Annotated in this window: 22 protein-coding genes; 12 read left to right on the top strand and 10 right to left on the bottom strand. The window is 67.4% G+C overall.

What is annotated here, in order from left to right; all coding sequences use genetic code 11:
• Positions 1 to 64: 64 nt before the first annotated feature.
• From ACMGER_RS05045 to ACMGER_RS05020, 6 genes are read right to left on the bottom strand one after another with little or no spacing between them, the layout of a single operon-like run.
• Positions 65 to 934 carry a class I SAM-dependent methyltransferase gene (locus tag ACMGER_RS05045; protein ID WP_436811011.1) on the bottom strand — a complete coding sequence of 290 codons (870 nt, stop codon included), beginning with the start codon at positions 932 to 934 and terminating at the stop codon, positions 65 to 67.
• Complete coding sequence (gene thrC / locus ACMGER_RS05040; RefSeq protein ID WP_436811010.1) at positions 931 to 2,331, bottom strand: threonine synthase; 1,401 nt, start codon at positions 2,329 to 2,331, stop codon at positions 931 to 933. Before thrC ends, ACMGER_RS05045 begins: the two co-directional genes overlap by 4 nt.
• 59 nt (positions 2,332 to 2,390) lie before the next feature.
• On the bottom strand, positions 2,391 to 3,026 hold the full coding sequence (locus tag ACMGER_RS05035) for an SURF1 family protein (RefSeq protein WP_436811009.1): 636 nt from the start codon (positions 3,024 to 3,026) through the stop codon (positions 2,391 to 2,393).
• The gene (locus tag ACMGER_RS05030) at positions 3,023 to 3,409 is read right to left on the bottom strand and encodes a DUF983 domain-containing protein (RefSeq protein ID WP_436811008.1); all 387 of its coding nucleotides are present in this window, start codon (positions 3,407 to 3,409) and stop codon (positions 3,023 to 3,025) included. Before ACMGER_RS05030 ends, ACMGER_RS05035 begins: the two co-directional genes overlap by 4 nt.
• The gene (locus tag ACMGER_RS05025) at positions 3,402 to 3,908 is read right to left on the bottom strand and encodes a DUF3291 domain-containing protein (protein ID WP_436811007.1); all 507 of its coding nucleotides are present in this window, start codon (positions 3,906 to 3,908) and stop codon (positions 3,402 to 3,404) included. The genes ACMGER_RS05030 and ACMGER_RS05025 overlap by 8 nt, the downstream gene beginning before the upstream one ends.
• On the bottom strand, positions 3,909 to 4,826 hold the full coding sequence (locus ACMGER_RS05020; protein WP_436811006.1) for a cytochrome c oxidase subunit 3: 918 nt from the start codon (positions 4,824 to 4,826) through the stop codon (positions 3,909 to 3,911). It abuts the gene before it with no gap.
• A gap of 529 nt (positions 4,827 to 5,355) precedes the next feature.
• Here ACMGER_RS05020 and ACMGER_RS05015 point away from each other — a divergent pair.
• The 5 genes from ACMGER_RS05015 to ACMGER_RS04995 all read left to right on the top strand — a co-directional run bounded on the left by ACMGER_RS05015 (position 5,356) and on the right by ACMGER_RS04995 (position 9,854).
• Entirely contained in the window at positions 5,356 to 6,045 is a 690-nt protein-coding gene (locus tag ACMGER_RS05015; RefSeq protein ID WP_436811005.1) for a GntR family transcriptional regulator, read from the top strand.
• On the top strand, positions 6,045 to 6,887 hold the full coding sequence (locus ACMGER_RS05010) for an amidohydrolase family protein (RefSeq protein ID WP_436811004.1): 843 nt from the start codon (positions 6,045 to 6,047) through the stop codon (positions 6,885 to 6,887). Before ACMGER_RS05015 ends, ACMGER_RS05010 begins: the two co-directional genes overlap by 1 nt.
• A complete protein-coding gene (locus tag ACMGER_RS05005) occupies positions 6,884 to 7,903 on the top strand; it encodes an aldo/keto reductase (RefSeq protein WP_436811003.1) in 1,020 nt (339 codons plus the stop codon). Before ACMGER_RS05010 ends, ACMGER_RS05005 begins: the two co-directional genes overlap by 4 nt.
• On the top strand, positions 7,900 to 8,262 hold the full coding sequence (locus ACMGER_RS05000; protein WP_436811002.1) for an L-rhamnose mutarotase: 363 nt from the start codon (positions 7,900 to 7,902) through the stop codon (positions 8,260 to 8,262). Before ACMGER_RS05005 ends, ACMGER_RS05000 begins: the two co-directional genes overlap by 4 nt.
• 131 nt (positions 8,263 to 8,393) lie before the next feature.
• Complete coding sequence (locus ACMGER_RS04995; RefSeq protein WP_436811001.1) at positions 8,394 to 9,854, top strand: mannitol dehydrogenase family protein; 1,461 nt, start codon at positions 8,394 to 8,396, stop codon at positions 9,852 to 9,854.
• Between the two features lie 408 nt (positions 9,855 to 10,262).
• Here the strand turns inward: ACMGER_RS04995 and ACMGER_RS04990 are convergent, their stop codons facing one another.
• Entirely contained in the window at positions 10,263 to 10,691 is a 429-nt protein-coding gene (locus ACMGER_RS04990) for a CoA-binding protein (RefSeq protein ID WP_436811000.1), read from the bottom strand.
• A 1-nt stretch (position 10,692) separates the two neighbouring features.
• The gene (locus ACMGER_RS04985) at positions 10,693 to 11,637 is read right to left on the bottom strand and encodes an Mrp/NBP35 family ATP-binding protein (RefSeq protein WP_436810999.1); all 945 of its coding nucleotides are present in this window, start codon (positions 11,635 to 11,637) and stop codon (positions 10,693 to 10,695) included.
• Positions 11,638 to 11,707: 70 nt separating this feature from the next.
• Here ACMGER_RS04985 and hflK point away from each other — a divergent pair, with 70 nt between their 5' ends.
• The 3 genes from hflK (at position 11,708) to ACMGER_RS04970 (ending at position 15,368) form a co-directional block, all read left to right on the top strand.
• Positions 11,708 to 12,838 (top strand): protease modulator HflK, encoded by a 1,131-nt coding sequence (gene hflK, locus ACMGER_RS04980; RefSeq protein WP_436810998.1) that lies wholly within the window; start codon positions 11,708 to 11,710, stop codon positions 12,836 to 12,838.
• Positions 12,835 to 13,695, top strand: coding sequence for a protease modulator HflC (gene hflC, locus ACMGER_RS04975; RefSeq protein WP_436810997.1), 861 nt, complete (start codon positions 12,835 to 12,837; stop codon positions 13,693 to 13,695). Before hflK ends, hflC begins: the two co-directional genes overlap by 4 nt.
• A 146-nt stretch (positions 13,696 to 13,841) precedes the next feature.
• Entirely contained in the window at positions 13,842 to 15,368 is a 1,527-nt protein-coding gene (locus ACMGER_RS04970) for a Do family serine endopeptidase (protein WP_436810996.1), read from the top strand.
• Between the two features lie 278 nt (positions 15,369 to 15,646).
• Here ACMGER_RS04970 and ACMGER_RS04965 read toward each other — a convergent pair whose 3' ends face one another.
• On the bottom strand, positions 15,647 to 16,399 hold the full coding sequence (locus ACMGER_RS04965) for a thioredoxin domain-containing protein (RefSeq protein WP_436810995.1): 753 nt from the start codon (positions 16,397 to 16,399) through the stop codon (positions 15,647 to 15,649).
• 537 nt (positions 16,400 to 16,936) lie between these two features.
• Between ACMGER_RS04965 and ACMGER_RS04960 the strand changes: the two genes are divergently transcribed.
• From ACMGER_RS04960 to rlmN, 3 genes are all read left to right on the top strand, one after another.
• Positions 16,937 to 18,598 carry a helicase HerA-like domain-containing protein gene (locus ACMGER_RS04960; protein WP_436810994.1) on the top strand — a complete coding sequence of 554 codons (1,662 nt, stop codon included), beginning with the start codon at positions 16,937 to 16,939 and terminating at the stop codon, positions 18,596 to 18,598.
• Between the two features lie 85 nt (positions 18,599 to 18,683).
• The gene (locus ACMGER_RS04955; protein ID WP_436810993.1) at positions 18,684 to 19,889 is read left to right on the top strand and encodes an FG-GAP repeat domain-containing protein; all 1,206 of its coding nucleotides are present in this window, start codon (positions 18,684 to 18,686) and stop codon (positions 19,887 to 19,889) included.
• Between the two features lie 231 nt (positions 19,890 to 20,120).
• Positions 20,121 to 21,305, top strand: coding sequence for a dual-specificity RNA methyltransferase RlmN (gene rlmN, locus ACMGER_RS04950; protein WP_436810992.1), 1,185 nt, complete (start codon positions 20,121 to 20,123; stop codon positions 21,303 to 21,305).
• Positions 21,306 to 21,399: 94 nt separating this feature from the next.
• Here rlmN and ACMGER_RS04945 read toward each other — a convergent pair whose 3' ends face one another.
• A complete protein-coding gene (locus ACMGER_RS04945) occupies positions 21,400 to 22,011 on the bottom strand; it encodes a class I SAM-dependent methyltransferase (RefSeq protein WP_436810991.1) in 612 nt (203 codons plus the stop codon).
• Between the two features lie 80 nt (positions 22,012 to 22,091).
• Between ACMGER_RS04945 and ACMGER_RS04940 the strand changes: the two genes are divergently transcribed.
• Positions 22,092 to 22,847, top strand: coding sequence for a sulfite exporter TauE/SafE family protein (locus ACMGER_RS04940; protein ID WP_436810990.1), 756 nt, complete (start codon positions 22,092 to 22,094; stop codon positions 22,845 to 22,847).
• Positions 22,848 to 22,854 lie beyond the last annotated feature (7 nt).

The following is a 22,854-nucleotide window of genomic DNA, read 5'->3' as shown; positions in this document are numbered from 1 at the left end:
GGAGCCACGGCTTCAAACCTGTCGCTACGGCCTGGGCTCCTGCCTTCGCAGGAGCACTGCACGGTTAGCGACTCCACCGCGCGAAGATGGCGGTCGGCAGCACCAGCCCGCGCGCTTCCTCGCGCATCCCAAGCTCACCGGCCTCGATCGTCCCGCTCAGGTCGCCGAGCGTTTGCCGCAGCAGCTCGCCGATCGCGAGCGCCGACATGCGCACGGCATAGACGGTGAGGAACAGGAAGCGTGACCTGTCGTCGAGCAGCTCGCGGCAGTCGGCAATCAGGCCGGGCAGGCCCTCCTCCAGTCGCCACGTCTCGCCGGTCGGGCCGCGACCGAACTTTGGCGGATCGAGCAGGATGCCGTCATAGCGCCGCCCCCGCCGCACCTCGCGTGCGGTGAACTTGGTCGCGTCCTCGACCAGCCAGCGGATCGGGCGGTCGGCCATGCCGGACAGCTCGGCATTGGCGCGCGCCTGCTCGACCGATTTCTTGGAGGCGTCGACATGCACCATCCGCGCTCCTCCAGCAGACAATGCGAGCGTGCCGACGCCGGTATAGCCGAACAGGTTGAGGCATTCCGGGTCCGCGGCGCCGTCCAGCCGCTCGCGCATCCAGCTCCACACCGGCGCCATGTCCGGGAAGAAGCCGAGGTGGCGGAACGGCGTGGTCTGGGCGGTAAAGCGGGCTTCCCGCCACTGGAGCGGCCAGCCTTCGCGCGGCACCGGCTCGTCGAACCGCCAGCGCCCGCCGCCTTCGTCGTCGGAGCCGGGGACGAACTCGCCATGCGCTTCCCAGTCGGCGGATGCGGGTGCCCACATCGCCTGCGGCTCGGGACGGATGAAGCGGTAGGGGCCGTAGCGTTCGAGCTTGCGGCCGTGGCCCGAGTCGACGAGGCCGTAGTCGGCCCAGGATTCGCCGATAAGCGTGAGCAGGCTCACGCCTTCGCCACTGCCCGCTCGGCGATATAGCCGCTCACCGCCTCGAACGTCGCGGGGAGCGTGTCGAAACGCTCCTCGCGCTCGAACAGGTCGCCGACGCGACCCGGCAGGCTCGGCCGAACGCCCGTCGCGCGCTCGACCGCATCGCCGAACTTGGCGGCGTGGGCGGTCGCGAGCGTCACCACCGGCACCTCGGCGGGCAGCTCCGCCCGGCGCGCGGCGGCGAGGCCGATCGCGGTGTGCGGGTCGATCACCTGGCCCGCCTCCGCACTGGCCCAGCGCATCGCCTCCGACATCTCGCCTGGCTCGATCCGGTCGCTTGTGAACAGCGCCGCCGCGCCCTCCCGCTGGGCGTTGGTGAGACGCATCGCCCTGGCCGCCTCGAATCCTTTCATCTGGTCCGCAATCGCGGTGCCGTCGCGATCGGCAAGGTCGAACAGCAGCCGCTCGAAGTTGGAGCTGACCTGGATGTCCATGCTCGGCGCCGCGGTCGGCGTCACGGTGCCGGTCGAATAGTCGCCGCTCGACAGCGCGCGGTGGAGGATGTCGTTGACATTGGTCGCGACGATCAGCCTCGCGACCGGCAGCCCCATCCGTGCCGCGACATAGCCGGCGAATACGTCGCCGAAATTCCCCGTCGGCACGCTGAACGCCACCGCCCGCGCCGGCGCGCCGAGCCGGATGGCGGCGTAGAAATAATAGACCACCTGCGCCATCAGCCGCGCCCAGTTGATCGAATTGACCGCCGACAGCGCGAACCGGCCGGAGAAGGCCGGATCGTTGAACATCGCCTTCACCAGCGCCTGCGCCTGGTCGAAGTCGCCCTGGATGGCGATGTTGTGGACGTTGGGGGCGAGCACCGTCGTCATCTGCCGGCGCTGCACCTCGGAGACGCGGCCTTCGGGGTGGAGCATGAAGATGTCGACATGCTCGCGGCCGGCGAGCGCATCGATCGCCGCCGATCCGGTGTCGCCGCTGGTGGCGCCGATCACGGTCAGGTGGGTGTCGCCGCCGGTCAGGAACCGCTCGAACAACAGGCCGAGGAACTGCAGCGCGACGTCCTTGAAGGCGAGCGTCGGCCCATGGAACAGCTCGAGCAGGAAATGGCGCGGGTCGAGCTGGACGAGCGGCGTCACCGCGGCGTGGGCGAAGCGGCTATAGGCGGCCTCGCACATCGCACGGAGCTCCCGTTCAGAGAGGGCATCGCCGACGAACGGCGCCATGATCCGCGCCGCCGTCTCGGGATAGGAGAGGCCGGCGAGCTTCGCGATCTCATCCGCAGACAGTGCCGGCCATGTCTCGGGCACATAGAGCCCGCCGTCGCTGGCGAGGCCGGCGAGCGTCGCGTCGCGGAAGTCGAGAGCGGGCGCCTGGCCCCGGGTGCTGACGTAGCGCATGTCGGCGAGCGCTTAGCGGCCGGGGGAGGAGGCGGCAAGCAACCGGGACTTGGCCGCGCTCAAGCCCGAGGCGACTCGGCGCCGCGCAACCGCCGGCGCAGCGCGATCGCGTAGATGATGAGGGCGATGGCGGCGAAGACGAACCACTGCACCGCATAGGCGAGATGGTTGTTGGGCACCGCCGACAGGTCCGGCCCCGGATTGGGTGCGAGCCCCATGACCGGCGTGGCCGCGACCAGCATCAGCGGCTTGGGCGCGCGGTCGAACAGGCCGGCGATCAGCGAGCGGTGGCTCGGCGCGTGGCTGATCCAGCCGCTGACTTCGCCGCCCTTCCAGCCGGGATGCCCCTCGGGCGAGGCGGCGACGCCGAGCTGGACGGTGAGCGGCGGTCCCTCCGCCCCGGTCGTGCAGGTCACGATCTGGCGCCAGCCGGGCCGGCCGCTCGCGTCCCGCCCCGCTTCGCGGCTCCACGACAGCGGGCGCAGGCAATAGGCGGAGGATTTGCGGAACAGCGCCTCGTCGCCGATGCCGAAGCGCGGAAAGGCGATCGGCGGCGCGTGGATGTTGGCGGCATAGCGTCCGAGCGCGGCGAGCTTCTCGTGCCGGCGCTGGAGCTGCCAGATGCCGAGGGCGACCATCGCCGCGACGGCGAGCAGCACGACGATCGTCGCGACGATCGGGACCGGCCGCCTCATTCGGGCGCCTTGATCCGCCCCTCGCGCGCGGCGTTGCGATACTCGGCGGCGAGCAGCCACGCCTTGGCGATCCGGAGCGATCCCACCACACCGGCGAAGGTGATCGGAATCCACAGCAGCATGTGGAGCCACAGCGGCGGGCGAAAGGCGAAATCGGTGGCCAGCGCCAGGATCACCACCACCGCGCCGACGCCGAGCGTCAGGAAGGCTGCTGGTCCGTCGCCGACGTTGAACGAGGAAAAGTCGAGCTCGCAGGCGCGGCACTTCGGCGCGAACCTGACCGGACCTTCGAACAGCGTCGCACCGCCGCATCGGGGGCAGAGGCCCCGGAGCGCCGCATCGGCGATGCTGGGTGCGACGGCGGCCGGCGCCGGATCAGGCACGGCCTTCGCACCAGGGGTCGGGCTGCATGTCGATCGGGGTGCCCGGCAGACCGGGCGCCGGGAAGCGGGTCTTGAAGGTGAAGGCTCGCTCGCTCGGCCCGAACCGGTCGATCATCCACAGCCGGGACAGCCCATCGGCAAGGGTGGGGATCTCGCCGGCCGGAATCCACCACAGCGCCTGATAGGCACCGTCATAGCGCTCGAACCAGGATTTGCGCTGCGCCATCACCGGCGTGTGCTGGCTGCGGTAGACGAACCCGAACAGCGCCTCGGCGTCGGTCCAGACCGACATGTTGGCGATCACCAGCGGATCGGGAGTCGGCTGGAGATCGGTGGCGTTGTTGCCTTCGCCTGTCAGCCGCCAGACGAACCCCGGGCTGGCCTCGGCCAGCGCGTTGATCCTGTCCAGCTCGGCGAAGAAGCCGGCGACCTCGGGATGCCCGGGCGGCGCGACCAGCCGCCCGATGTTGATCTGCCCGAGATGCCAGCCGGCGCTCACTCAGCCGCCATGCACCGGCGCGCCCCAGCCGCCCCAGACGTAGATCGAGACGAACAGGAACAGCCACACCACGTCGACGAAGTGCCAGTACCAGGCCGCCGCCTCGAAGCCGAAGTGCTGGCGCGGCGTGAAGTCGCCCTGATAGGCGCGGATCAGGCAGACGATCAGGAAGATCGTGCCGATGATGACGTGCACGCCGTGGAAGCCGGTCGCCATGAAGAACGACGCGCCATAGTTGATCCCCGCGAACGGGAACGGCGCATGGGCGTACTCATAGGCCTGGATCGAGCTGAACAGCAGGCCGAGCAGGATCGTCAGCCACAAGCCCTTCAGCACGCCGTCGTTCTCGCCGACACCGATCAGGCCCCACACGCCGCGCTTGGCGCCGCCGCGCTGGTTGTGGATCAGCGCATGGTGCGCCCAGGTCACGGTGGTGCCCGACAAGAGCAGGATGAAGGTATTGAGCAGCGGGAGCTCGAAGGCGTTCAGCACCTGGAGCCCCTTGGGCGGCCACTGGCCGGCGACGTCGGTCAAGAGCTCGACCGTGCCCTTCTCGCCATGCGCGCCGGGGACGTAGCTGATCGCCGCGGGGAAGAGCGAGAAGTCGAAATAGGCCCAGAACCAGCCGACGAAGAACATCACCTCGGAGGCGATGAACAGGATCATGCCGTAGCGCAGGTGCAGCTGCACGACCGGGGTATGGTCGCCGCGATGCGCCTCGCGGATCACGTCGCTCCACCAGAAGAACATCGTCGCCAGCACGCCGGCCATGCCGAGCGCGAACACCCAGGGGCCGTAGGCATGGCCCTTCATCCACATGATGCCGCCCGACGCCAGGAACAGCGCGGCGATCGATCCCATCAGCGGCCAGGGGCTGGGTGGCAGAATGTGATAGTCGTGGTTCTTGGTTCCGGCCATCGTGGCGTCCCTGTTCGGCGTTAGGCGTGTTTGGAGACCGCTCTAGGGCCTGTCATCGCGATCGGCAACGGTCTGGATCGCGTCGCTCGTCAGTCACGATGCTATCCGCACCGCTCCCTCTTCGCTCCTGGCCCTGCACCAAAATCCGCTTCGCATATCTCGGCCGGCGCCGTTCACGCGCACTCGATCGAGCGTCAGGTTGCGTACGCCGCGGGCGATCAGCTTCGTCCGCCCGGGATCGAGCGAGGTCACGTCGATGTCGCGCAGCGTGATATCCGAGATTGCGGTGGTGCGTTGCCCGAAATGCTGCCGAAGCCGCGCGTGGTGCCGCGCACGTCCCCGATCACCACATCGCGGATGATGGCCCCAGGCGGCCGCGCGCCCCGCGATGGTGCGCGACGAAGGGTGCGATCGGCGACGTCCACAGCTTCGGACAAGGCTGACGTCGACTAAGCCCATTCCACCGACTACACTCCAGCCAATGGCATGGTTTGAAACATCAATTCCCGACTAAGATATGGCAGCGGCTATGGCGGCATCTTCGGCAGCGACGCAGGACAGTTCCGCAGCCGGATCGCTCCGGCTGAGCGACCTCGCTTATCGCAAGGTGCTGGAGGGGTTGTTCGACCGCACCGTGCCCGCCGGGGCATTCGTCTCGCAGAACGAGCTCGTCAACCTGCTCGGCACCCCCGTCCAGCCGCTTCGCGACGCGCTGCGCGTGCTGGAGGCGGAGGGGGTGCTGACGATCCATCCCCGGTCCGGCATCCAGTTCCTGAAGCCCGACCTCGAGCTAGCGCGCAGCACCTATCAGTTCCGCACCATCATCGAGCGCGCGGCCGCGCGGGCCTATGCCGAGACGGCCGACGCCGATGTCGTCGTCGGGCTGATCGCCGATCATAAAGCGCTGCTCGCCGACATCGAGCAGCGCGGCTTCGACGGTGCCGCGCTCGCGCGCCTGGGCGAGATCGAGGAGCGGCTGCACGGCGGAATGATCGCCAGCCTGCGCAATCCGCTGGTCGAGACCACCTCGCGGCGTCTCAAGAACTACGTGACGCTGATCCGGCTCGACCGCCTGATCACCCGGCCGCTGGCGCTGAGGACGCTGCGCGAGCATCTCGACATCCTCGACGCGGCGGCGGCGCGCGACGCCGATGCCGCCGAGTCCGCGCTGATCAGCCATTTCCAGGCGGCGCTGCAGCGCATCCTCGGCATGTTCTGATGCGCGTTATCGACGCGCATCAGCATTTCTGGCGGATCGGCGGGCCGGGGCAGAGCTGGCCCGATGCCGGTTGGCCGCGGATCCATCGCGATTTCCTGGCCGACGATCTGAGATCGGCCGCGGAGGGCATCGAGCTCATCGGCAGCGTGCTGGTGCAGTCGCAGCCGGACGACCGCGACACCGACTGGATGTTCGCGATCGCGGCCGACGACGCGACGGTGAAGGCGATCGTCGGCTGGGTCGATCTCGACCGGCCCGATGCGGCGGCGCGCATCGCCGAGCTGGCGCGCCGACCGAAACTGCGCGGGTTCAGGCCGATGCTCCAGGCGATCGCGGACAGCGAGTGGATTCTGGCTGCCGAGCGCGAGTCGGCGATCGAAGCGATGATCGCCCACCGCCTCCGTTTCGACGCCCTGATCCAGCCGCGCCATCTCGCCCCGCTGCTGATCTTCGCCAAGCGTTGGCCGGAGCTGCCGATCGTGATCGACCATGGCGCCAAGCCGTTCGCCGCGCGCGGCGAGCTCGATCCCTGGCGCGACGGGATCGCCGCGCTGGCCGAGCTGCCCAATGTCTGGTGCAAGCTCTCCGGCCTGCGCACCGAGCAGGCGCCGGGCCAACCTGCGGCGGCGCTGCGACCCTATGTCGCGCATCTCGTCCGGCATTTCTCCGACAGGCTGATGTGGGGGAGCGACTGGCCGGTGCTGCTGCACGCAGGCGACAGCTATGCCGACTGGGTCGCAACTGCCCATGACCTCGCTGCGCCGGCAGGTACCGCTGCGGAAGACGAGCTGTTCGTCGGCGCGGCGCGCCGCTTCTACGCCATTGGAGAGGCTGGCCTGTGAACTTCGACGAGCTGGGCCCGCTTGGCTTCGGTGCCGCCGCGATCGGCAATCTCTACCACGCGATGCCGGACGGGAAGGCAGCGGCTGCCGTCCATGCCGCATGGGACGCCGGCATCCGCTATTTCGACAGCGCGCCGCACTATGGCTTCGGTCTCAGCGAGAAGCGGCTGGGAGCGGCGCTGTCGGCGCTCGACCCCGGCGAGGTCGCGATCGTTTCGACCAAGATCGGTCGCCGGCTCGATCCCACGCCCGATGCGGACTTCGATCAGCCGCGCCAGGGCTTCGTCACCCCGGAGCCATTCGAGAGCGTGTTCGACTATTCCTACGACGCGACGATGCGCTCGTACGAGACGAGCCGAGGGCGGCTGCGTCGCGAACGCATCGACATCCTCTACGCGCATGACGTCGGCCGCCTTACCCATGGCGACGACCATCCGCGCCGCTTCGCCGAGTTCCTGGACGGCGGCTATCGCGCGATGCGCGAGCTGCGTGCGGCCGGCGCGATCGGTGCGATCGGACTCGGCGTCAACGAATATCAGGTGGTCGAGGAGATGCTCGGGCACGGCGACCTCGATATCGTGCTGCTCGCCGGCCGCTACACGCTGCTCGAGCAGGAGGCGCTCGCCTCCTTCCTGCCGCTGTGCGAGCGGCGCGGCGTCAGGGTCGTAGTCGGCGGGCCCTACAACTCGGGCATCCTCGCGACCGGCGTCCGGCACGGCGGCACGCCGCATTACAACTACGAGCCGGCCCCGCCCGCGATCGTCGAGCGCGTCGCGGCGATCGAGGCGCTGTGCGATCGCCACGGCGTGCCGCTGGCGGCGGCGGCGCTGCAGTTCCCGCTCGCGCATCAGCAGGTCGCGGCGGTGATCCCCGGCATGGCCAGCCCCGATCACGTCGCGGCGGCGCGCCGCCTGCTCGCCACGCCCATCCCGGCGGCGCTATGGGCCGAACTCAAGGAGCAAGGGCTGATCCGCGCCGACGCGCCGGTTCCGGCCGTACAGAAGGAGGAAGCATGACACGCCGCATCTGCCTCGCACTCGATCTGGTCGACGATGCCGCGCTGATCGCCGAATATGAGCGCTGGCATCAGGTGGGGCATACCCCGCCCGAGGTCATCCAGTCGATCCGCGACGCCGGCATCGAGAACATGGAGATCTACCGCGCGGGCGACCGGATGTTCATGATCATCGACGCGGTGGAGGATTTCTCCGCCGAGCGCAAGGCGGAGATGGACGCCGCCAATCCCGCGGTCGTCGCCTGGGAGACGCGGATGCGGCAATTCCAGCAGCCGATCCCCGCCGCCGGCCCCGACGGGAGCTGGCACGAGATGAACCGTATCTTCCGCCTGACCGAGCATCGCCCGCTCGACCGCTGATCAGCGGCGCGCGACGTCGATCGCGGACACCACCGCCTCGCAAGCGATATTCACGATCCTCGGGTTCCCGCTTGCGTCCATAGCCGGGCGCTGGCAGCGATCGTTTCTCCGCCCGGCCAGCCAGGATGATCATGACCGATCGGCTTTCCCTATCCAGCTTGTCCAGCCTCCCCCAGGCGGTGACTCGCCCTTCCTACGATCGCGCGTCGGTGCGTACCGGCGTGGTGCATCTCGGCATCGGTGCCTTCCATCGCGCGCATCAGGCGGCGGTGTTCGATGCGGCGCTCACGGACGGCGATCCGCGTTGGGGCATCCTCGGCGTATCGCTCCGCTCGCCGGGGGTGCGCGACCAGATGGTGCCGCAGGACGGGCTCTACAGTCTGGTGGTGCGGCAGGGTGACGCGCAGCGCGTGGGGATCGTCGGCGCGACCCGCGGCGTGCTGGTCGCGCCCGAGAACCCGGCCGCGGTGGTCGACGCGCTGGCGAGCCCGGACGCCCACATCGTCACGCTGACCGTGACCGAGAAGGGCTATCGCCTCGATCCCGCAACCGGTGCACTGCTCGAACAGGAGGACGATGTCGCGAACGACCTCGCTAGCCTGGCGGCACCGCGCACCGCCCCCGGCTTCCTCGTCGCCGGTCTCGCCCGCCGCCGCGCCGCCGGCCTGTCACCGTTCACCGCGATCAGTTGCGACAACCTGCCGCACAACGGCCGGCGGCTGCGCCAGGCGGTGCTGACCATAGCCGAGCGGCATGACCCGGCGCTCGCGGCATGGATCGAGCGGCACGGCGCCTTCCCCCAGACGATGGTCGACCGGATCGTGCCGGCGACCACGCCCGACGATATCGCCGCGCTCGCATCGCTGCTCGGCGTCGAGGACCAGGCGATGGTCAAGACCGAGCCCTTCATCCAGTGGGTGATCGAGGACCGCTTCGCCTCCGAGCGGCCCGACTTCGCCCGCTACGGCGTCCAGCTCACCGGCGATGTCGCGCCTTGGGAGGAGGCGAAGCTCCGCCTGCTCAACGGCGCACATTCGGGGATCGCCTATCTCGGCGGCCTGGCGGGGATCGAGTTCGTCCACCAGTTCGTCGCGCGGCCGGAGGGCCGGCGCTTCGTCGAACGGCTGTGGGACGAGGCGGGGCCGACGCTCGATCCGCCCGCAGGGCTCGACATCGCCGCCTATCGCACCGAGCTGATGGCACGCTTCTCCAACAGCGCCCTTCAGCACCGCACCCGCCAGATCGCGACGGACGGCTCGCAGAAGCTGCCGCAGCGGCTGCTCGCGACGATCGCCGCACGGCGTGCGCGGGGGTTGGAGGTGGAGACGCTGGCGCTCGCGGTTGCGGCATGGATGCGTTGGCAGGGTGGTGTCGACGATGGCGGAGCCGGGTTCACCGTCGACGACCCGCTGGCGGCGCGGACGAGGGCGGCGATCGCAGGCCGCGGCTCCACGGCGGAGCGCATGGCGGCGCTTCTGGCGATCGATGCGGTCTTCCCTCGCGCGCTTGCCGATGACGGGCTGTTTCGGGCGACGCTCATTCGTCATCTCGAACGGCTCGAGTCCGAGGGTGCGCTGGCTGCGCTCGGTTAGGTCGGTACCTCCACCCTCATTCCGGCGAAAGCCGGCGATGCGGGTGCCGTCCGCCGCCGTCAGCGGATCGGGGCCGGCTGATCGCGTCCGAATAGGCGAGCCGCAGGAACAGCTTGTCGGTGAGCTCGGCGCGCACGTTCACACTCGGCAGCCAATCATCATAGGAGGCGTCGCCCTCGACCGGCTGCCCGGGACTTTTATTGGCAAAAGTGAGTTTATAATCGCCGAGGTGAAGTGAGGTTTTCGTCCGGCATCGCCGGTTTCTGGCAACGGGAATGTGAAGCGCTGTCTGGAAGTGGATCGTGCTTCTGCGGAAGCAGGAGCCCGGATCACGGGGTTGTCGCTTGCGGCCTGAGCTCCTGCCTTCGCAGGAGCACTGACACCGCTTCAATCCGAACAGGACGGACTCTAGCGAACCGGCGCCACTCCGAGCCGCGGGATCTCGATCGCGGGGCAGCGGTCCATCACCACCTTGAGCCCCGCCGCCTCCGCGCGCGCCGCGGCCTGGTGGTTGATCACGCCCAGCTGCATCCACACCGCCTTGGCGCCGACCGCGATCGCCTCGTCCACCGCGTCGCCGGCGGCCTCGGGGCGACGGAAGATGTCGACGATGTCGATCGGCTCCCCGATCTGCGCGAGCTCGCGGAACACGAACTCGCCGTGGACATGCTCGCCGGTGATCTGCGGATTGATCGGGATCACGCGATAGCCGTGGTCCTGCAGCCGCTTCATCACGCCATAGCTCGGCCGGTCCGGCCGGTCGGAGGCGCCGACCAGCGCGATCACGCGGGCGCCTTCCAGCAGGGCCTTGATGTCCTCGTCGCGGGTCAGCGGCACGTCATCCTCCATGTCCGCGGAGCCAGCCGTCCAGCCGTTCCGCTATCGCACCGAACGCCGCCGCCTCCGGCCCGTTCCCGGCGGCGGGAGGGTGCCCGGCATCCGAATCGCGCCGGACGGCGATGCTGAGGGGAATGCGGCCGAGGAAATCGATCCCCAGCCGCGCCGCCTCCGCCTCCGCGCCGCCCTGCCCGAACGGATCGGAAATCTCGCCGCAATGCGGGCAGGCATAGCCAGCCATGTTCTCGACGAGGCCGATGATCGGCACGCCCGCCTTGTTGAACAGGTCGATCGCGCGCACGGCGTCGATCAGCGCCAGGTCCTGCGGCGTCGAGACGATCACCGCGCCGGCGGGCTTGTGCTTCTGCACCATGGTAATCTGGACGTCGCCGGTGCCGGGCGGCAGGTCGAGGATCAGCGGATCGGCCTCGCCCCAATGCGCGTCGATCAGCTGGCCGAGCGCGTTCGACGCCATCGGCCCGCGCCACGCGAGCGCCTGCCCCGGCTGCACCAGCATCCCCATCGACAGCAGCGGCACGCCGGCGGGCGTCGTCACCGGGATCATCTTCTTGTCGCGCGCCTCGGGTCGCATCGCCTCGGCGCCGAGCAGGCGCGGCTGCGAGGGGCCGTAGATGTCGGCGTCGACCAGCCCGGCGTCGCGGCCCAGTCCGCGCAGCGCCACCGCCAAATTGGCCGAGACGGTCGACTTGCCGACGCCGCCCTTGCCGCTCGCCACCGCGACCAGCCTTCGGGCGCGGCGCTCGCTGGTGCGCAGCACGCGCACATCCGTGAAACCCTGCGCCTCGGCGGCGGCGCGGGCCTGAGCCTCCAGGAGCGCGGTCGCCGCGGTATCGAGCCCGGTCACGTCGATCATCAGCGTCGCGCGGCCATCCTTCACGCGGCCGGTGACGCGGGGCGGCAGATCGGAGAGTTCGGGATCGGTCATCCGTGCCACTTAGGATGCCGTCGGCGCGCTGCCACTGTTTTTCCGCGCACCCGGTCCTATAAAGGTCCACATGAACATTCTTTCGGGATGGCGCGCGCGCGGCCACATCCTCCGCAACGAGCCGCCGAAAAGTCCCTGGGGCGGCAAGCCTTCGGGCGGCGGCGACGATTCAGGCAAGGGCGGCGACGATTCGGGCAAGGGCGGCAGCGGCGGTCCGCGCAACCCCTGGTCCTTCCCACCGGAAGGCCGGCGCTCGCGCCCCGGATCGGTGAGCTCGCTCGACGAGTTCCTCAAGCGCGCGCGCGGCGGCGGCGGTCCGGGCCTCCCGGGGGGCGTCTCGGGGCGCAGCCTGTGGCTGATCGGCGTCGGGCTGATCGTGGCGCTATGGGTGCTGTTCACCAGCATCTGGCAGATCGCGCCGCAGGAGCGCGGGGTCGTCACCTTCTTCGGCCGCTATGCCGGGGTGCTCGAGCCCGGCATCCACTTCACCCTGCCGGCGCCGTTCAACAGCGTCGAGAAGATCGACGTCCAGAACATCCGCGAGGAGACCTTCCCGGCGAGCTCGGGCGGCGAGAATCTGATGCTGACCGGCGATCAGAACATCATCAACCTCGCCTATCAGGTGCGCTGGAACATCGGCAATCCGCAGGACTATGTCTTCCAGATCCGCGATCCGCAGCAGACGGTGCGCGCGACGGCGGAGAGCGTGATGCGCGCGGTGGTGGCCGACGTCGATCTCGATCAGGCGCTCGGCCGCGGCCGCACCGTGATCGAGGCGCGCGTCCAGCAGGCGATGCAGGAGATCCTCGACGACTATAATTCGGGCGTCCGCATCCAGGGCGTGGCGATCAGCAAGGCCGATCCGCCCGACGCGGTCAACGACGATTTCAAGGCGGTCTCGGCCGCGCAGCAGGAGGCGCAGTCGAATCTCAACAATGCGCGCGCCTATGCCCAGCAGGTGATCGCGCGCGCGCAGGGCGAGGCGGCGCAGTTCGACAAGATCTACGAGCAGTACAAGCTCGCGCCCGACGTCACCAGGCGGCGCCTGTATTACGAGACGATGGAGGCGGTGCTGGCCAAGTCGAACAAGACGATCGTCGAGGCGCCCGGCGTCACCCCCTATCTGCCGCTGCCCGAGGCGCGCCGCACCATTCCGGAACCGGCGACCCCGCCCGCGGTGCAGCAGGGAGGCGCGCAATGAGCGGCCGGCTGCGCAATCCGATGGCGATCGGCGTGCTGCTGCTCGCGGCGCTGATCCTGCTCGCCAGCACCTTCACCATCGTGCCCGAGACGCGCCAGGCGGTGATCCTGCGCTTCGAGGTGCCGGTGCGCACCGTCAACGCCTGGCGGCAGGGCGAGGAGTTCGGCCGCACCGGCGCCGGCCTGATCGCGCGCTTGCCCTTCATCGACCGCATCGTCTGGGTCGACAAGCGCGTACTCGACGTCGATCTCGACAACCAGCCGGTGCTGTCGACCGATCAGCTGCGCCTCCAGGTCGACGCCTATGCCCGCTTCCGGGTGATCGATCCCCTGCGCATGGTGGTGACCGCGCGCAGCGTCGACGGCGTCACCTCGGCGCTGCAGCCGCTGTTCAGCTCGGCGCTCCGAGCCGAGCTCGGCAAGGTCGACTTCTCCGTGCTGCTGACCCCCGAGCGCGGGCAGGTGATGGACAACATCCAGAAGCGTCTGCAGAACTATGCCAGCCAATACGGCGTCCAGATCGTCGACGTGCGCATCAAGCACGCCGACCTGCCCGACGGCACGCCGCTGGAAAGCGCGCTCGAGCGGATGCGGACGGCGCGCCAGCAGCAGGCGCTCACCATCCGTGCCCAGGGCCAGCGCAACGCCCAGATCGTCCGCGCCGACGCCGAGGCGCAGGCGGCGAAGATCTATGCCACCGCCTTCGGCAAGGATCCGCAGTTCTATGATTTCTACCGGGCGATGCAGTCGTACCGCTACACCTTCGGTGCCGACGGCGGTACCGATCAAGGCCGCGGCGGCACCTCGATCATCCTGAGCCCACAGAACGGCTATCTGCGCGAGTTCCAAGGGCGTTGATTCGGCGTGGCCGCATCACCAGATCAAGGATGAAAAAGGCGTCATCTGCTGTCGAACCGTTCATCTTCAGTGAGCGTTCAGCATTGTAGTCGTCATTAGACACGCGTCGCTCCACGTCCATTCGAGCTCGAGAGGAAGATCCCAACGTGCGTTACGCCTACGCTCTCACCGCAGCGCTCCTTCTCGGCGGAGCCGCCGTTTCGGCGACGCTCCAGCCGCCGGCCGGGGCGCAGACCGCCCAGAACGAACCCGGCGCGATCCAGGCGGCCGCGCCCAAGGCCGGCGCGCCGATGAGCTTCGCGGACATGGTGGCGAAGCTGCAGCCCGCCGTGGTCAACATCTCGACCACGCAGCGCGTGACCATCAACCAGACCAATCCCTTCGCCGGCACCCCGTTCGGCGACCTGTTCGGCTTTGGCCAGCAGGGCGGCGGCCGTCCGGTGACGCAGAGGGCGACGTCGTTGGGATCGGGTTTCATCATCTCGCCCGACGGCTATATCGTCACGAACAGCCACGTGATCTCGCCCGGCTCGCGCAACGCGGTGGTCGACACCATCACCGTGACCCTCGCCGACCGCCGCGAGTTCAAGGCCCGGCTGATCGGCCGCGACCAGACCTCGGACCTCGCGCTGCTCAAGATCGAAGGCGCCAGTCTGCCGTTCGTGAAATGGGGCGATTCGACCCAGGCGCGGGTCGGAGACTGGATCGTCGCGATCGGGCAGCCTTTCGGCCTCGGCTCCACCGTGACGGCGGGGATCATCTCGGCGGTCCACCGCGTCGGCGGCGGTCAGTTCGACCGCTTCATCCAGACCGATGCCTCGATCAACCAGGGCAATTCGGGCGGGCCGATGTTCGATCTCAACGGCAACGTCATCGGCATCAACTCGCAGATCCTGTCGCCGACCGGCGGCAACGTCGGCATCGGTTTCGCGATCCCGGCCGAGCAGGCGAAGCCGGTCATCGACACGCTGATGAAAGGGCAGCAGGTCAAGCGCGGCTATCTCGGCGTCGGCATTCAGCAGGTCGACACCGACATTGCCGCGGCGCTTGATCTTCCGCCCAACCGCGGTGAGATCGTGGGCCGTGTCGAGCCGGGCGGCCCGGGCGAGAAGGCCGGTCTTAAGCAGGGCGATGTGGTGGTGGCGGTTGGCGGCAAGGACGTCACGCCCGACCAGACGCTGAGCTATCTCATCGCCAACCAGGCGCCGGGCACGCGCGTACCGCTGTCGGTGATCCGCGACGGCAAGCCGCTGACGATCAATGTCACCGTCGGCACGCGTCCGCCGGAGGATCAGCTCACCGGCTTCAGCCAGGACAACGACGACGACAGTGACGGCTTGCCGGACGAAGACGGCGGCGCCGCCACCGCGCCCAAGCCCAATAGTCTGGGTCTCCAGCTCACGCCGCTCACGCCGCAGATCGCGCGCCAAGTCGGCATCGATCCGACCATTCGCGGCGTAGTGATTGTCTCGGCTGATCCATCGAGCGACGCTGCCTCCAAGGGGCTGCGCCGCGGCGACGTGATCGTCTCGGTCAATCGTACGCCGGTGACGAGCCTCACCGAATTCAACAGCGCGGTGAGCGCTGCCAAGTCGGCCGGGCGCGATCAGGTGCTGCTGTACGTCCAGCGCGCCCGCGGCGCCGGCGGTTTCATCGCCGTCCAGTTGAAATAACGGCGACAGGCTGGGAAACCGTCCGTTCCGTCATCCCTCCCGGGGCAGCCCGGGAGGGATTTTTCATGTCCGACCGGCTGCCGATTGAAGCGTGGGGCGGTCACGTATGCCATCCCGCCAAATCTTTCAGTGAGCGGCTCTGCCGCGTTCGCAGCCTGATCGAGCGCCTCTTCGGCAAGCCCGGAAGGTCCGCCAAATCTCCGCCCGACCAAAGCTCGTCGCGCCTAGATACCCTCTGCCATATGGCATGAGGTGTCGAATACTAATTCGATAAATGGCTATTTGGCAGTGCTCGATTTCAGTGTCATCTGGGAAAGGTCGCGCCAACCACCTTCCAGTTTTTTCTGATTATAAATCAACATCGGCGTGGCATTAATGCCGAGGGCGGAGGCAGCCTTTCTGTTATTCTCTAGTATCTCGGCCACCCACGGTTTTTCCGATTCTCTCTCTAATTCCTCGGAATCTAGACCAATGTGACTTATCATGGCCTGTATGTCTGCTTTGTTGGAATGTGGCATAGAGAAAGCGGCAAAGTAGAATTTCTCGTATGCGCCGAACTTGGTCGAAGCGATAGCATATTTTGCCATATCTTCTGAATTCTTTCCCAAAATTGGCAAATCTTTCATAATTATTTTATAACCCTTTCGTGGATTATTTCTTATAAAATTGGCCATTTGAGCGCAGAATTTACAGTTAAAATCGGTAAACGCTATAATCTTTTCTGAAGAATTTTCTGCTCCTATATAAGCATTATTGTCATTCTCGAGAAAACCTCTGAGTTCGTATGATTTTCTAGCGAAAATCAGGTCAGATTTCTCTTTTTTGTATTTAGCAAGATTGTTCAGAGATTCCTGAAGTAATTCTGGATCATTCAATAAAACGTCTCTGACAATTTTGATAACATCTTCCCTGTTTGGGTTGCTCAGCCGATCCTGCGCTGTGAGCGGCATGGCGCCGTTCATTAATGTATATAGTAATATACTATATTTAAGTAGATCTGTCATATCTAAATGCCTAAAATTGGGGAGCATCAGAATGCTCCCCAGAGGTTGACTCATGTTTCAGTGGTGCACCGCTGCTGACAATCATCTTGACATGATGAATATTCGCTCTCTGCGGCATCGAGACATTGAAACACCATTTCCCCGTAGGGATCGCCTGGCATCTGGTTACAATAAGTCCTCTGATCTGTATAAGTGTGATAGCAGTTACTCAGACAGGTATCGAGTCCACCATTATGGCACCAAGGATCATATCCTGCCTTGGTTGATACTAAATTTACCTTTCCATCTGCGATGTTGACTTGAACATCCCCTTGTCCGGTTCCCGCATAAGACACTGATGGGAAAAATGCCGTCAATACGGCGCATGGAATGATAAAATTTCTTATCATCTCAATTTCTCCATTGCATTTATGTTACACATTGCGAGCCCGCACTGCAATTTTATTTAGTATAAGTGAGAAGGCAAGATCAATTTGTACTCATTTTGGTTGAGATGGTTACGGCACCTTTAGCGGCGCGCGCATTCGCGCTATCCCTCCCGGGCCAACCCGGGAGGGATTTTTCATGTCCGACTCGATCTACATCGGTTCCAGTGCTGCCGGCGCGCGGCAGGAGCTCCAGCTCAAGCGCGCCAACCGCCACGGCCTGATCGCCGGCGCGACCGGCACCGGCAAGACGGTGACGCTGCAGGGCATCATCGAGGGTTTCTCGGCCAATGGCGTGCCGAGCTTCGTCGCGGACGTGAAGGGCGACCTCTCCGGCGTGGCGATGGCGGGCGCCGCCACCGCCAGGACGCACGAGAGTTTCGCCGCGCGTGTCAAGCAGATCGGCCTCGCCGACTGGAGCTACGCCGACAATCCGGTGCAGTTCTGGGACCTGTTCGGCGAGCAGGGCCACCCGATCCGCACCACCGTCAGCGAGATGGGTCCGCTGCTGCTCGCGCGCCTGATGGACCTGAACGAGGTGCAGGAGGGCGTCCTCACCATCGCCTTCCACGTCGCCGACCAGGACGGGCTGCTGCTGCTCGACCTCGACGATCTCCAGTCGATGCTGACCCATTGCGCCGAGCGCGCCGACGAGCTCACCACCACCTACGGCAACGTCTCGAAACAATCGGTCGGCGCGATCCAGCGCTCGCTGCTCCAGCTCCGTGCCCAGGGCGGCGACCATTTCTTCGGCGAGCCGGCGCTCGCGATCTCGGACTTCATCGCCACCGACGACAAGGGCCGCGGCATCGTCAACGTCCTCGCCGCCGACAAGCTGATGGCGAGCCCCAAGCTCTACTCGACCTTCCTGCTGTGGCTGCTCAGCGAGCTGTTCGAGACGCTTCCCGAGGTCGGCGATCCCGACAAGCCCAAACTCGTCTTCTTCTTCGACGAGGCGCATCTCCTGTTCAACGACACGCCCAAGGCGCTGCTCGAGAAGGTCGAGCAGGTCGTGCGCCTGATCCGCTCGAAGGGCGTCGGCGTCTATTTCATCACCCAGAATCCGATCGACATCCCCGACACGGTCGCGGCGCAGCTCAACAACCGCATCCAGCACAAGCTCAACGCCTTCACCCCCAAGGACCAGCAGGCGGTCAAGTCCGCGGCCGAGACGTTCCGCGCCAATCCCGGCGTCGACGTCGCTACCGCGATCACCGAACTCGCGGTCGGCGAGGCGCTGGTGTCGCTGCTCCAGCCCGATGGCGCGCCCGCGCCGGTCGAGCGCACGCTGGTCAAGCCGCCCCGCTCGCGCGTCGGCCCGGTCACCCCCGACGAGCGCAAGGTGCTGCTCCAGACCGACGCGATCGGGCCGAAGTACGACGCGCTGGTCGACCGCGAATCGGCCGAGGAGCTCCTCGCCGCCAAGTCGAGCGAGGCCGCCGCAGCGGCCGCCGCGGCGAGGGCGCAAGACGAGGCGGAGAAGGCGGCCGCGCTCAAGGCGAAGCAGGATGCCGCCGCCGCCAAGGAGGCCGAGCGCGCCCATATCGCCGCCGAGAAGGAGGCGGAGCGCCAGGCACGGCTCGCGGAGCAGGCGCGGCGGCAGGCCGAGCGCGAGACGGCGAACAATCCGTGGAACAAGGCGATCACCTCCGCCACCCGCTCCGCCAGCTCGGCCGCGGGCCGCGCCGTCGCCAACCAGGTGACCAAGGCGATCTTCGGCAGCTCCCGCCGCGGCGGCGCCGCCGGCAGTATCGTCGGCGGGCTCGTGCGCGGTGTGCTCGGCGGGCTGTTCAGGGGGTAGGGTTCGTCCGCCCTATGTCCTGTTCGCCTGAGTTTGTCGAAGGGCCGGGATCGGCGACGCGCCCATTCCATGCCGGGAGAAGATCATGGTCCGTCATCTCATTGCACTGATGACACTGGCCGCCACGCCGGCCGCATCGGATGGACGCCGAAACGAGCCCATGTTCGCCGACGTGACCGCGACCGCGCTTCCCACGGCGCCGAAGCTGCACGCCCTCGATGGCGTATTCGTCGATGTCGACCGCGATGGTGACCTCGATCTCGCGGTGGCAGTCGAAGGGGACGTGAACCGGCTCTACCTCAACGACGGCAAGGGCGGCTTCACCTGGCGGCGGGGCGTGTTCGGGGCGAAGGCGCATGACAGCGAGCATGTGCGGGCGGCGGATTTCAACGGCGACGGCTGGCCCGACCTCGTCTTCGTCGCCGAGGACGATCAGGCGCACCAGCTGTTCCTCGGCGGGCCTGGCGGCCGTTTCGCCGACATGAGCGGCCGGCTGCCCGGCCGCAGCGAGGGGAACGGCCTTGCGGTGGGCGACGTGAACCGCGACGGCCTTCCCGACATCGTCATCGGCTCGTCCGGCGCCGCCAAAGGCAATGGTCAGGAACTGCTCTGGCTGAGCGACAAGGCCCGACCCGGGCACTTCGTCGATGCGACCGCCACTCATCTCCCCCAGGTCCGCGACGATACGCAGGACATCGCGCTGATCGACATCGACGGTGACGGCGACCTCGACATGTTCGTCGCCAACGAGCGTCCGCCGAGCCGGCTGCTGCTCAACGACGGCCGCGGCCGATTTGCCGACGCATCCAGTCGGCTGGATCTCGAGGTCCCCCTGGAGACGCGCGAGGCGCACATCTTCGACGCCAACGGCGACGGCCGCCTCGACATCCTGCTGCTCAACCTCACCAGCAACGCCGGAAGCTGGGACAAGGACCCGCAGGCGCGGCTGCTCGTCAACGACGGGCGGCGCTTCGTCGACGAGACGGCGGCGCGTCTGCCGCCCAACCGCTTTTCGAGCTGGGGCGGCGAGGTGGTCGATTTCGACCATGACGGCCATCCCGACCTTCTGGTCGGCGCGATCGGCGTTCCCGGCTTCGCGCCGATGCAGGTCCGCGCCTATCGCAACGACGGCACCGGCCGGTTCCGCGACGTGACCGCGACGGCGATGCCGGCCGAGACCAGGGGACGGGCGTGGAGCATGGACGTGGCCGACGTGAACCGCGACGGCGTCGACGACGTCTTCATCGGCGGATGGGGGACGCAGGCCCGGCTGCTGCTCGGCCGCAAATGAGGCCCGGTCCCGCCGCGCCACCTCTCGGTCGATATCGCGGCCGGCCCCAGGAGTCGGTCCGGATGAAATAGAATCGTGCTCCTGCGAAGGCAGGAGCTCTGGATCATGGGGACATCGCCTGCGGCTCCCGCCTTCGCAGGAGCGCTGACGCTGCTTCAATAGGACAGACTCTAGGAAATCGCCGCCGCTTCCGCTACATGGGCGCCCATGCCAGCAGCATCGGCCGCCCCCATGCCCATCCCCGGGCACATCGATCCCGTGCCCGTCGAGCGCGCCTTCAAGCCGCGCGCGGACGGCCGCATCGACCTGCTCGGTCTGTCGCGGGACGATCTGCGCATGGCGCTGGAGACCGCGCAGGTCGAGCCGCGCCAAGCGAAGCTGCGCGCCAAGCAGCTCTGGCACTGGATCTACAATCGCGGCGTCACTGACTTCGAGCTGATGACCGACATCTCGAAGCAGCTCCGCCCGTGGCTGGCGCAGCGCTTTGTGATCAGCCGGCCCGAGGTGGTGACCGCGCAGGTCTCGTCCGATGGCACGCGCAAATGGCTGCTCCGCTCCGACGACGGGCAGGAATACGAGAGCGTTTTCATCCCGGACGCCGACCGCGGCACGCTCTGCGTGTCGAGCCAGGTCGGCTGCACGCTCAACTGCCGCTTCTGCCATACCGGCACGATGCGGCTGGTGCGCAACCTGACGCCGGCCGAGATCGTCGGCCAGGTGATGCTCGCCCGCGACGCGCTCGGCGAATGGCCGAGCCAGCCCGAAGGGCGGATGCTCACCAACATCGTCATGATGGGCATGGGCGAGCCGCTCTACAATTTCGACAACGTCCGCGATGCGCTGCGGCTGGTCATGGACGGCGACGGCCTCGCGCTGTCGAAGCGGCGCATCACCCTCTCGACCTCGGGCGTGGTGCCGATGATGGCGCGCGCCGGCGAGGAGATCGGCGTCAACCTCGCGGTGTCGCTGCACGCGGTGACCAAGGAGATCCGCGACGAGATCGTGCCCCTCAACCGCAAATACGGGATCGAGGAGCTGCTCCAGGCCTGCGCCGATTATCCCGGCGCCAACAATGCGCGGCGGATCACCTTCGAATATGTCATGCTCAGGGACAAGAACGACGGCGACGAGGACGCGCGCGAGCTCGTCCGGCTGATCAAGGCGTACAAGCTGCCGGCCAAGGTTAACTTGATCCCGTTCAACCCCTGGCCCGGCGCGCCCTACGAGACCTCGACCCCCGAGCGAATCAAGGCCTTCTCGAACATCGTATTCGAGGCGGGCATCTCCGCTCCCGTCCGCACCCCGCGCGGCCGCGATATCGACGCCGCCTGCGGCCAGCTCAAGACCGCGAGCGAGCGCAAGAGCCGCGCCGAGCTCGATCGGCTGGCGGAAGAGAAGCAGTCGGCGCTGGGCTAGAGTCGTTTTCAGCTTTGCTGAAACAGTCCCTAGTCGATCCGTGCTCCTGCGAAGGCAGGAGCACGGGTGCTGCTTCAATCCGAACAGGGCAACCCTAAAGCCCTTCGCCTCTCGACAGCACCAGCCACGTCCAGCGCACGCCCTTGGCCTGGCTTTCGGGGTGCACCGAGCCGGTTTCCGCCCGGCGGACCAGATCGAAGTCGTTGGCGTGCGCCAGATCGATCGCCTCTTCCGGCGGCGCGGCAAAGCTGTGGCGGCCGGGGGCGCCCGGGTCATGGCGGAGCGACAGGATCACCCTGCCGCCCGGTACCGTCATACGCGCGAGGCTGCGGATCGCGACCGCGCGAGCAGGCGTGTCGAGGTGATGCCAGACGGCGCACAGCAGCACCAGGTCGAACGGCCCCCGCCGCACCGTCTGAGCAAGCTCGGGCAGCCTGTCGTCGAGCCATTCGATCCGGTCGCCGTGCAGCGCGACACCGGCCTCCCGGAATTCCCGCACCGGCTCGACCGCCAGGACGCGGTGGCCCTGCCCCGCGAGCCACGCCGCGTCCCTGCCCGTGCCCGCGCCGATGTCGGCGATCCGGGCCGGCCGGTCGGGCAGAAGATCGAGGACGGACGCATAGATCTCAGCCGGAGGAAGCGCGTCATAGCCGGCGATGAGCGCGGGCGCCGCCGCGGCGGCATAGTCGGCGATCGCATCGTCCATCGCGGCCCTCCGTTCGTCGAAGCGACGCGCCCGACACAAGGAGCCTGACATTATGGGCGGCTTTCCGCCATAGGGTTCGCATGACCGGGTCCGATCTTCTCCTTGCAGGCATCGCCGGCCTGGTCGGCGGGACGATGAACGCGCTGGCCGGCGGCGGCACCTTCGCGACGCTGCCGGCGCTGATCGCGATCGGCCTTCCCGCCAACATCGCCAACGCCACCTCCAACATCGCGCTGCTGCCGGGCGCGGCGACCAGCGCCTGGGCGTTCCGCGACGAGCTCGGGCCGCTGGGCAGGGTCGACTGGCGCGTGCTCGCCGGCATCACCTTCGTCAGCGGCATCGTCGGCAGCCTGCTGCTGGTGCTGACCCCGGCGCGCGCGTTCGACGTCATCGTGCCCTGGCTGCTGCTGTTCGCCTTCGCGGTGATGCTGTTCGGCAAGAGCGCCGCGGCGTGGCTGCACCGGCGCGTGACGATCGGGGCGCCGACGCTGGTGGTGTGCCAGGTGTTCCTGGGCATCTACGGCGGCTATTTCGGCGGCGGCGTGGGTCTGGTCACCACCGCGATCTACGGCCTGCTCGCGCATACCACGCCGCGCCAGATGTTCGCGCCGCGCACGCTGATGCTCGCGATCGCCAACGGTGCGGCGGCGATCGTGTTCGTCGTCTTCGCGATGGTGGTGTGGTGGGCGTGCCTGCCGATGCTGATCGGCGGCATCGTCGGCGGCTGGCTCGGCGCCGGCATCGGCAAGCGCCTGTCGCCGCTCGCGGTGCGCATCTGGACGCTGCTCGTCACCGGCGTCACCACCGCCGTATTCTTTCACCGCGCCTATTGGTAGGATCGCA

It is taken from the genome of Sphingomonas astragali, assembly GCF_051400615.1.
GTDB lineage: Bacteria > Pseudomonadota > Alphaproteobacteria > Sphingomonadales > Sphingomonadaceae > Sphingomonas.
The sequence above is the reverse complement of the archived record's forward strand: the minus strand, read 5'-3'. Positions and strand labels throughout refer to the sequence as shown.

Coding starts and splice junctions, on each gene's coding strand:
- thrC (WP_436811010.1), bottom strand. CDS start 2,331: ATGCGCTACGTCAGCACCCGGGGCCAGGCGCCCGCTCTCGACTTCCGC.
- ACMGER_RS05035 (WP_436811009.1), bottom strand. CDS start 3,026: ATGAGGCGGCCGGTCCCGATCGTCGCGACGATCGTCGTGCTGCTCGCC.
- ACMGER_RS05020 (WP_436811006.1), bottom strand. CDS start 4,826: ATGGCCGGAACCAAGAACCACGACTATCACATTCTGCCACCCAGCCCC.
- ACMGER_RS05015 (WP_436811005.1), top strand. CDS start 5,356: ATGGCGGCATCTTCGGCAGCGACGCAGGACAGTTCCGCAGCCGGATCG.
- ACMGER_RS05010 (WP_436811004.1), top strand. CDS start 6,045: ATGCGCGTTATCGACGCGCATCAGCATTTCTGGCGGATCGGCGGGCCG.
- ACMGER_RS05000 (WP_436811002.1), top strand. CDS start 7,900: ATGACACGCCGCATCTGCCTCGCACTCGATCTGGTCGACGATGCCGCG.
- ACMGER_RS04995 (WP_436811001.1), top strand. CDS start 8,394: ATGACCGATCGGCTTTCCCTATCCAGCTTGTCCAGCCTCCCCCAGGCG.
- ACMGER_RS04985 (WP_436810999.1), bottom strand. CDS start 11,637: ATGACCGATCCCGAACTCTCCGATCTGCCGCCCCGCGTCACCGGCCGC.
- hflK (WP_436810998.1), top strand. CDS start 11,708: ATGAACATTCTTTCGGGATGGCGCGCGCGCGGCCACATCCTCCGCAAC.
- hflC (WP_436810997.1), top strand. CDS start 12,835: ATGAGCGGCCGGCTGCGCAATCCGATGGCGATCGGCGTGCTGCTGCTC.
- ACMGER_RS04965 (WP_436810995.1), bottom strand. CDS start 16,399: ATGCTCCCCAATTTTAGGCATTTAGATATGACAGATCTACTTAAATAT.
- ACMGER_RS04960 (WP_436810994.1), top strand. CDS start 16,937: ATGTCCGACTCGATCTACATCGGTTCCAGTGCTGCCGGCGCGCGGCAG.
- ACMGER_RS04955 (WP_436810993.1), top strand. CDS start 18,684: ATGGTCCGTCATCTCATTGCACTGATGACACTGGCCGCCACGCCGGCC.
- rlmN (WP_436810992.1), top strand. CDS start 20,121: ATGCCCATCCCCGGGCACATCGATCCCGTGCCCGTCGAGCGCGCCTTC.
- ACMGER_RS04945 (WP_436810991.1), bottom strand. CDS start 22,011: ATGGACGATGCGATCGCCGACTATGCCGCCGCGGCGGCGCCCGCGCTC.
- ACMGER_RS04940 (WP_436810990.1), top strand. CDS start 22,092: ATGACCGGGTCCGATCTTCTCCTTGCAGGCATCGCCGGCCTGGTCGGC.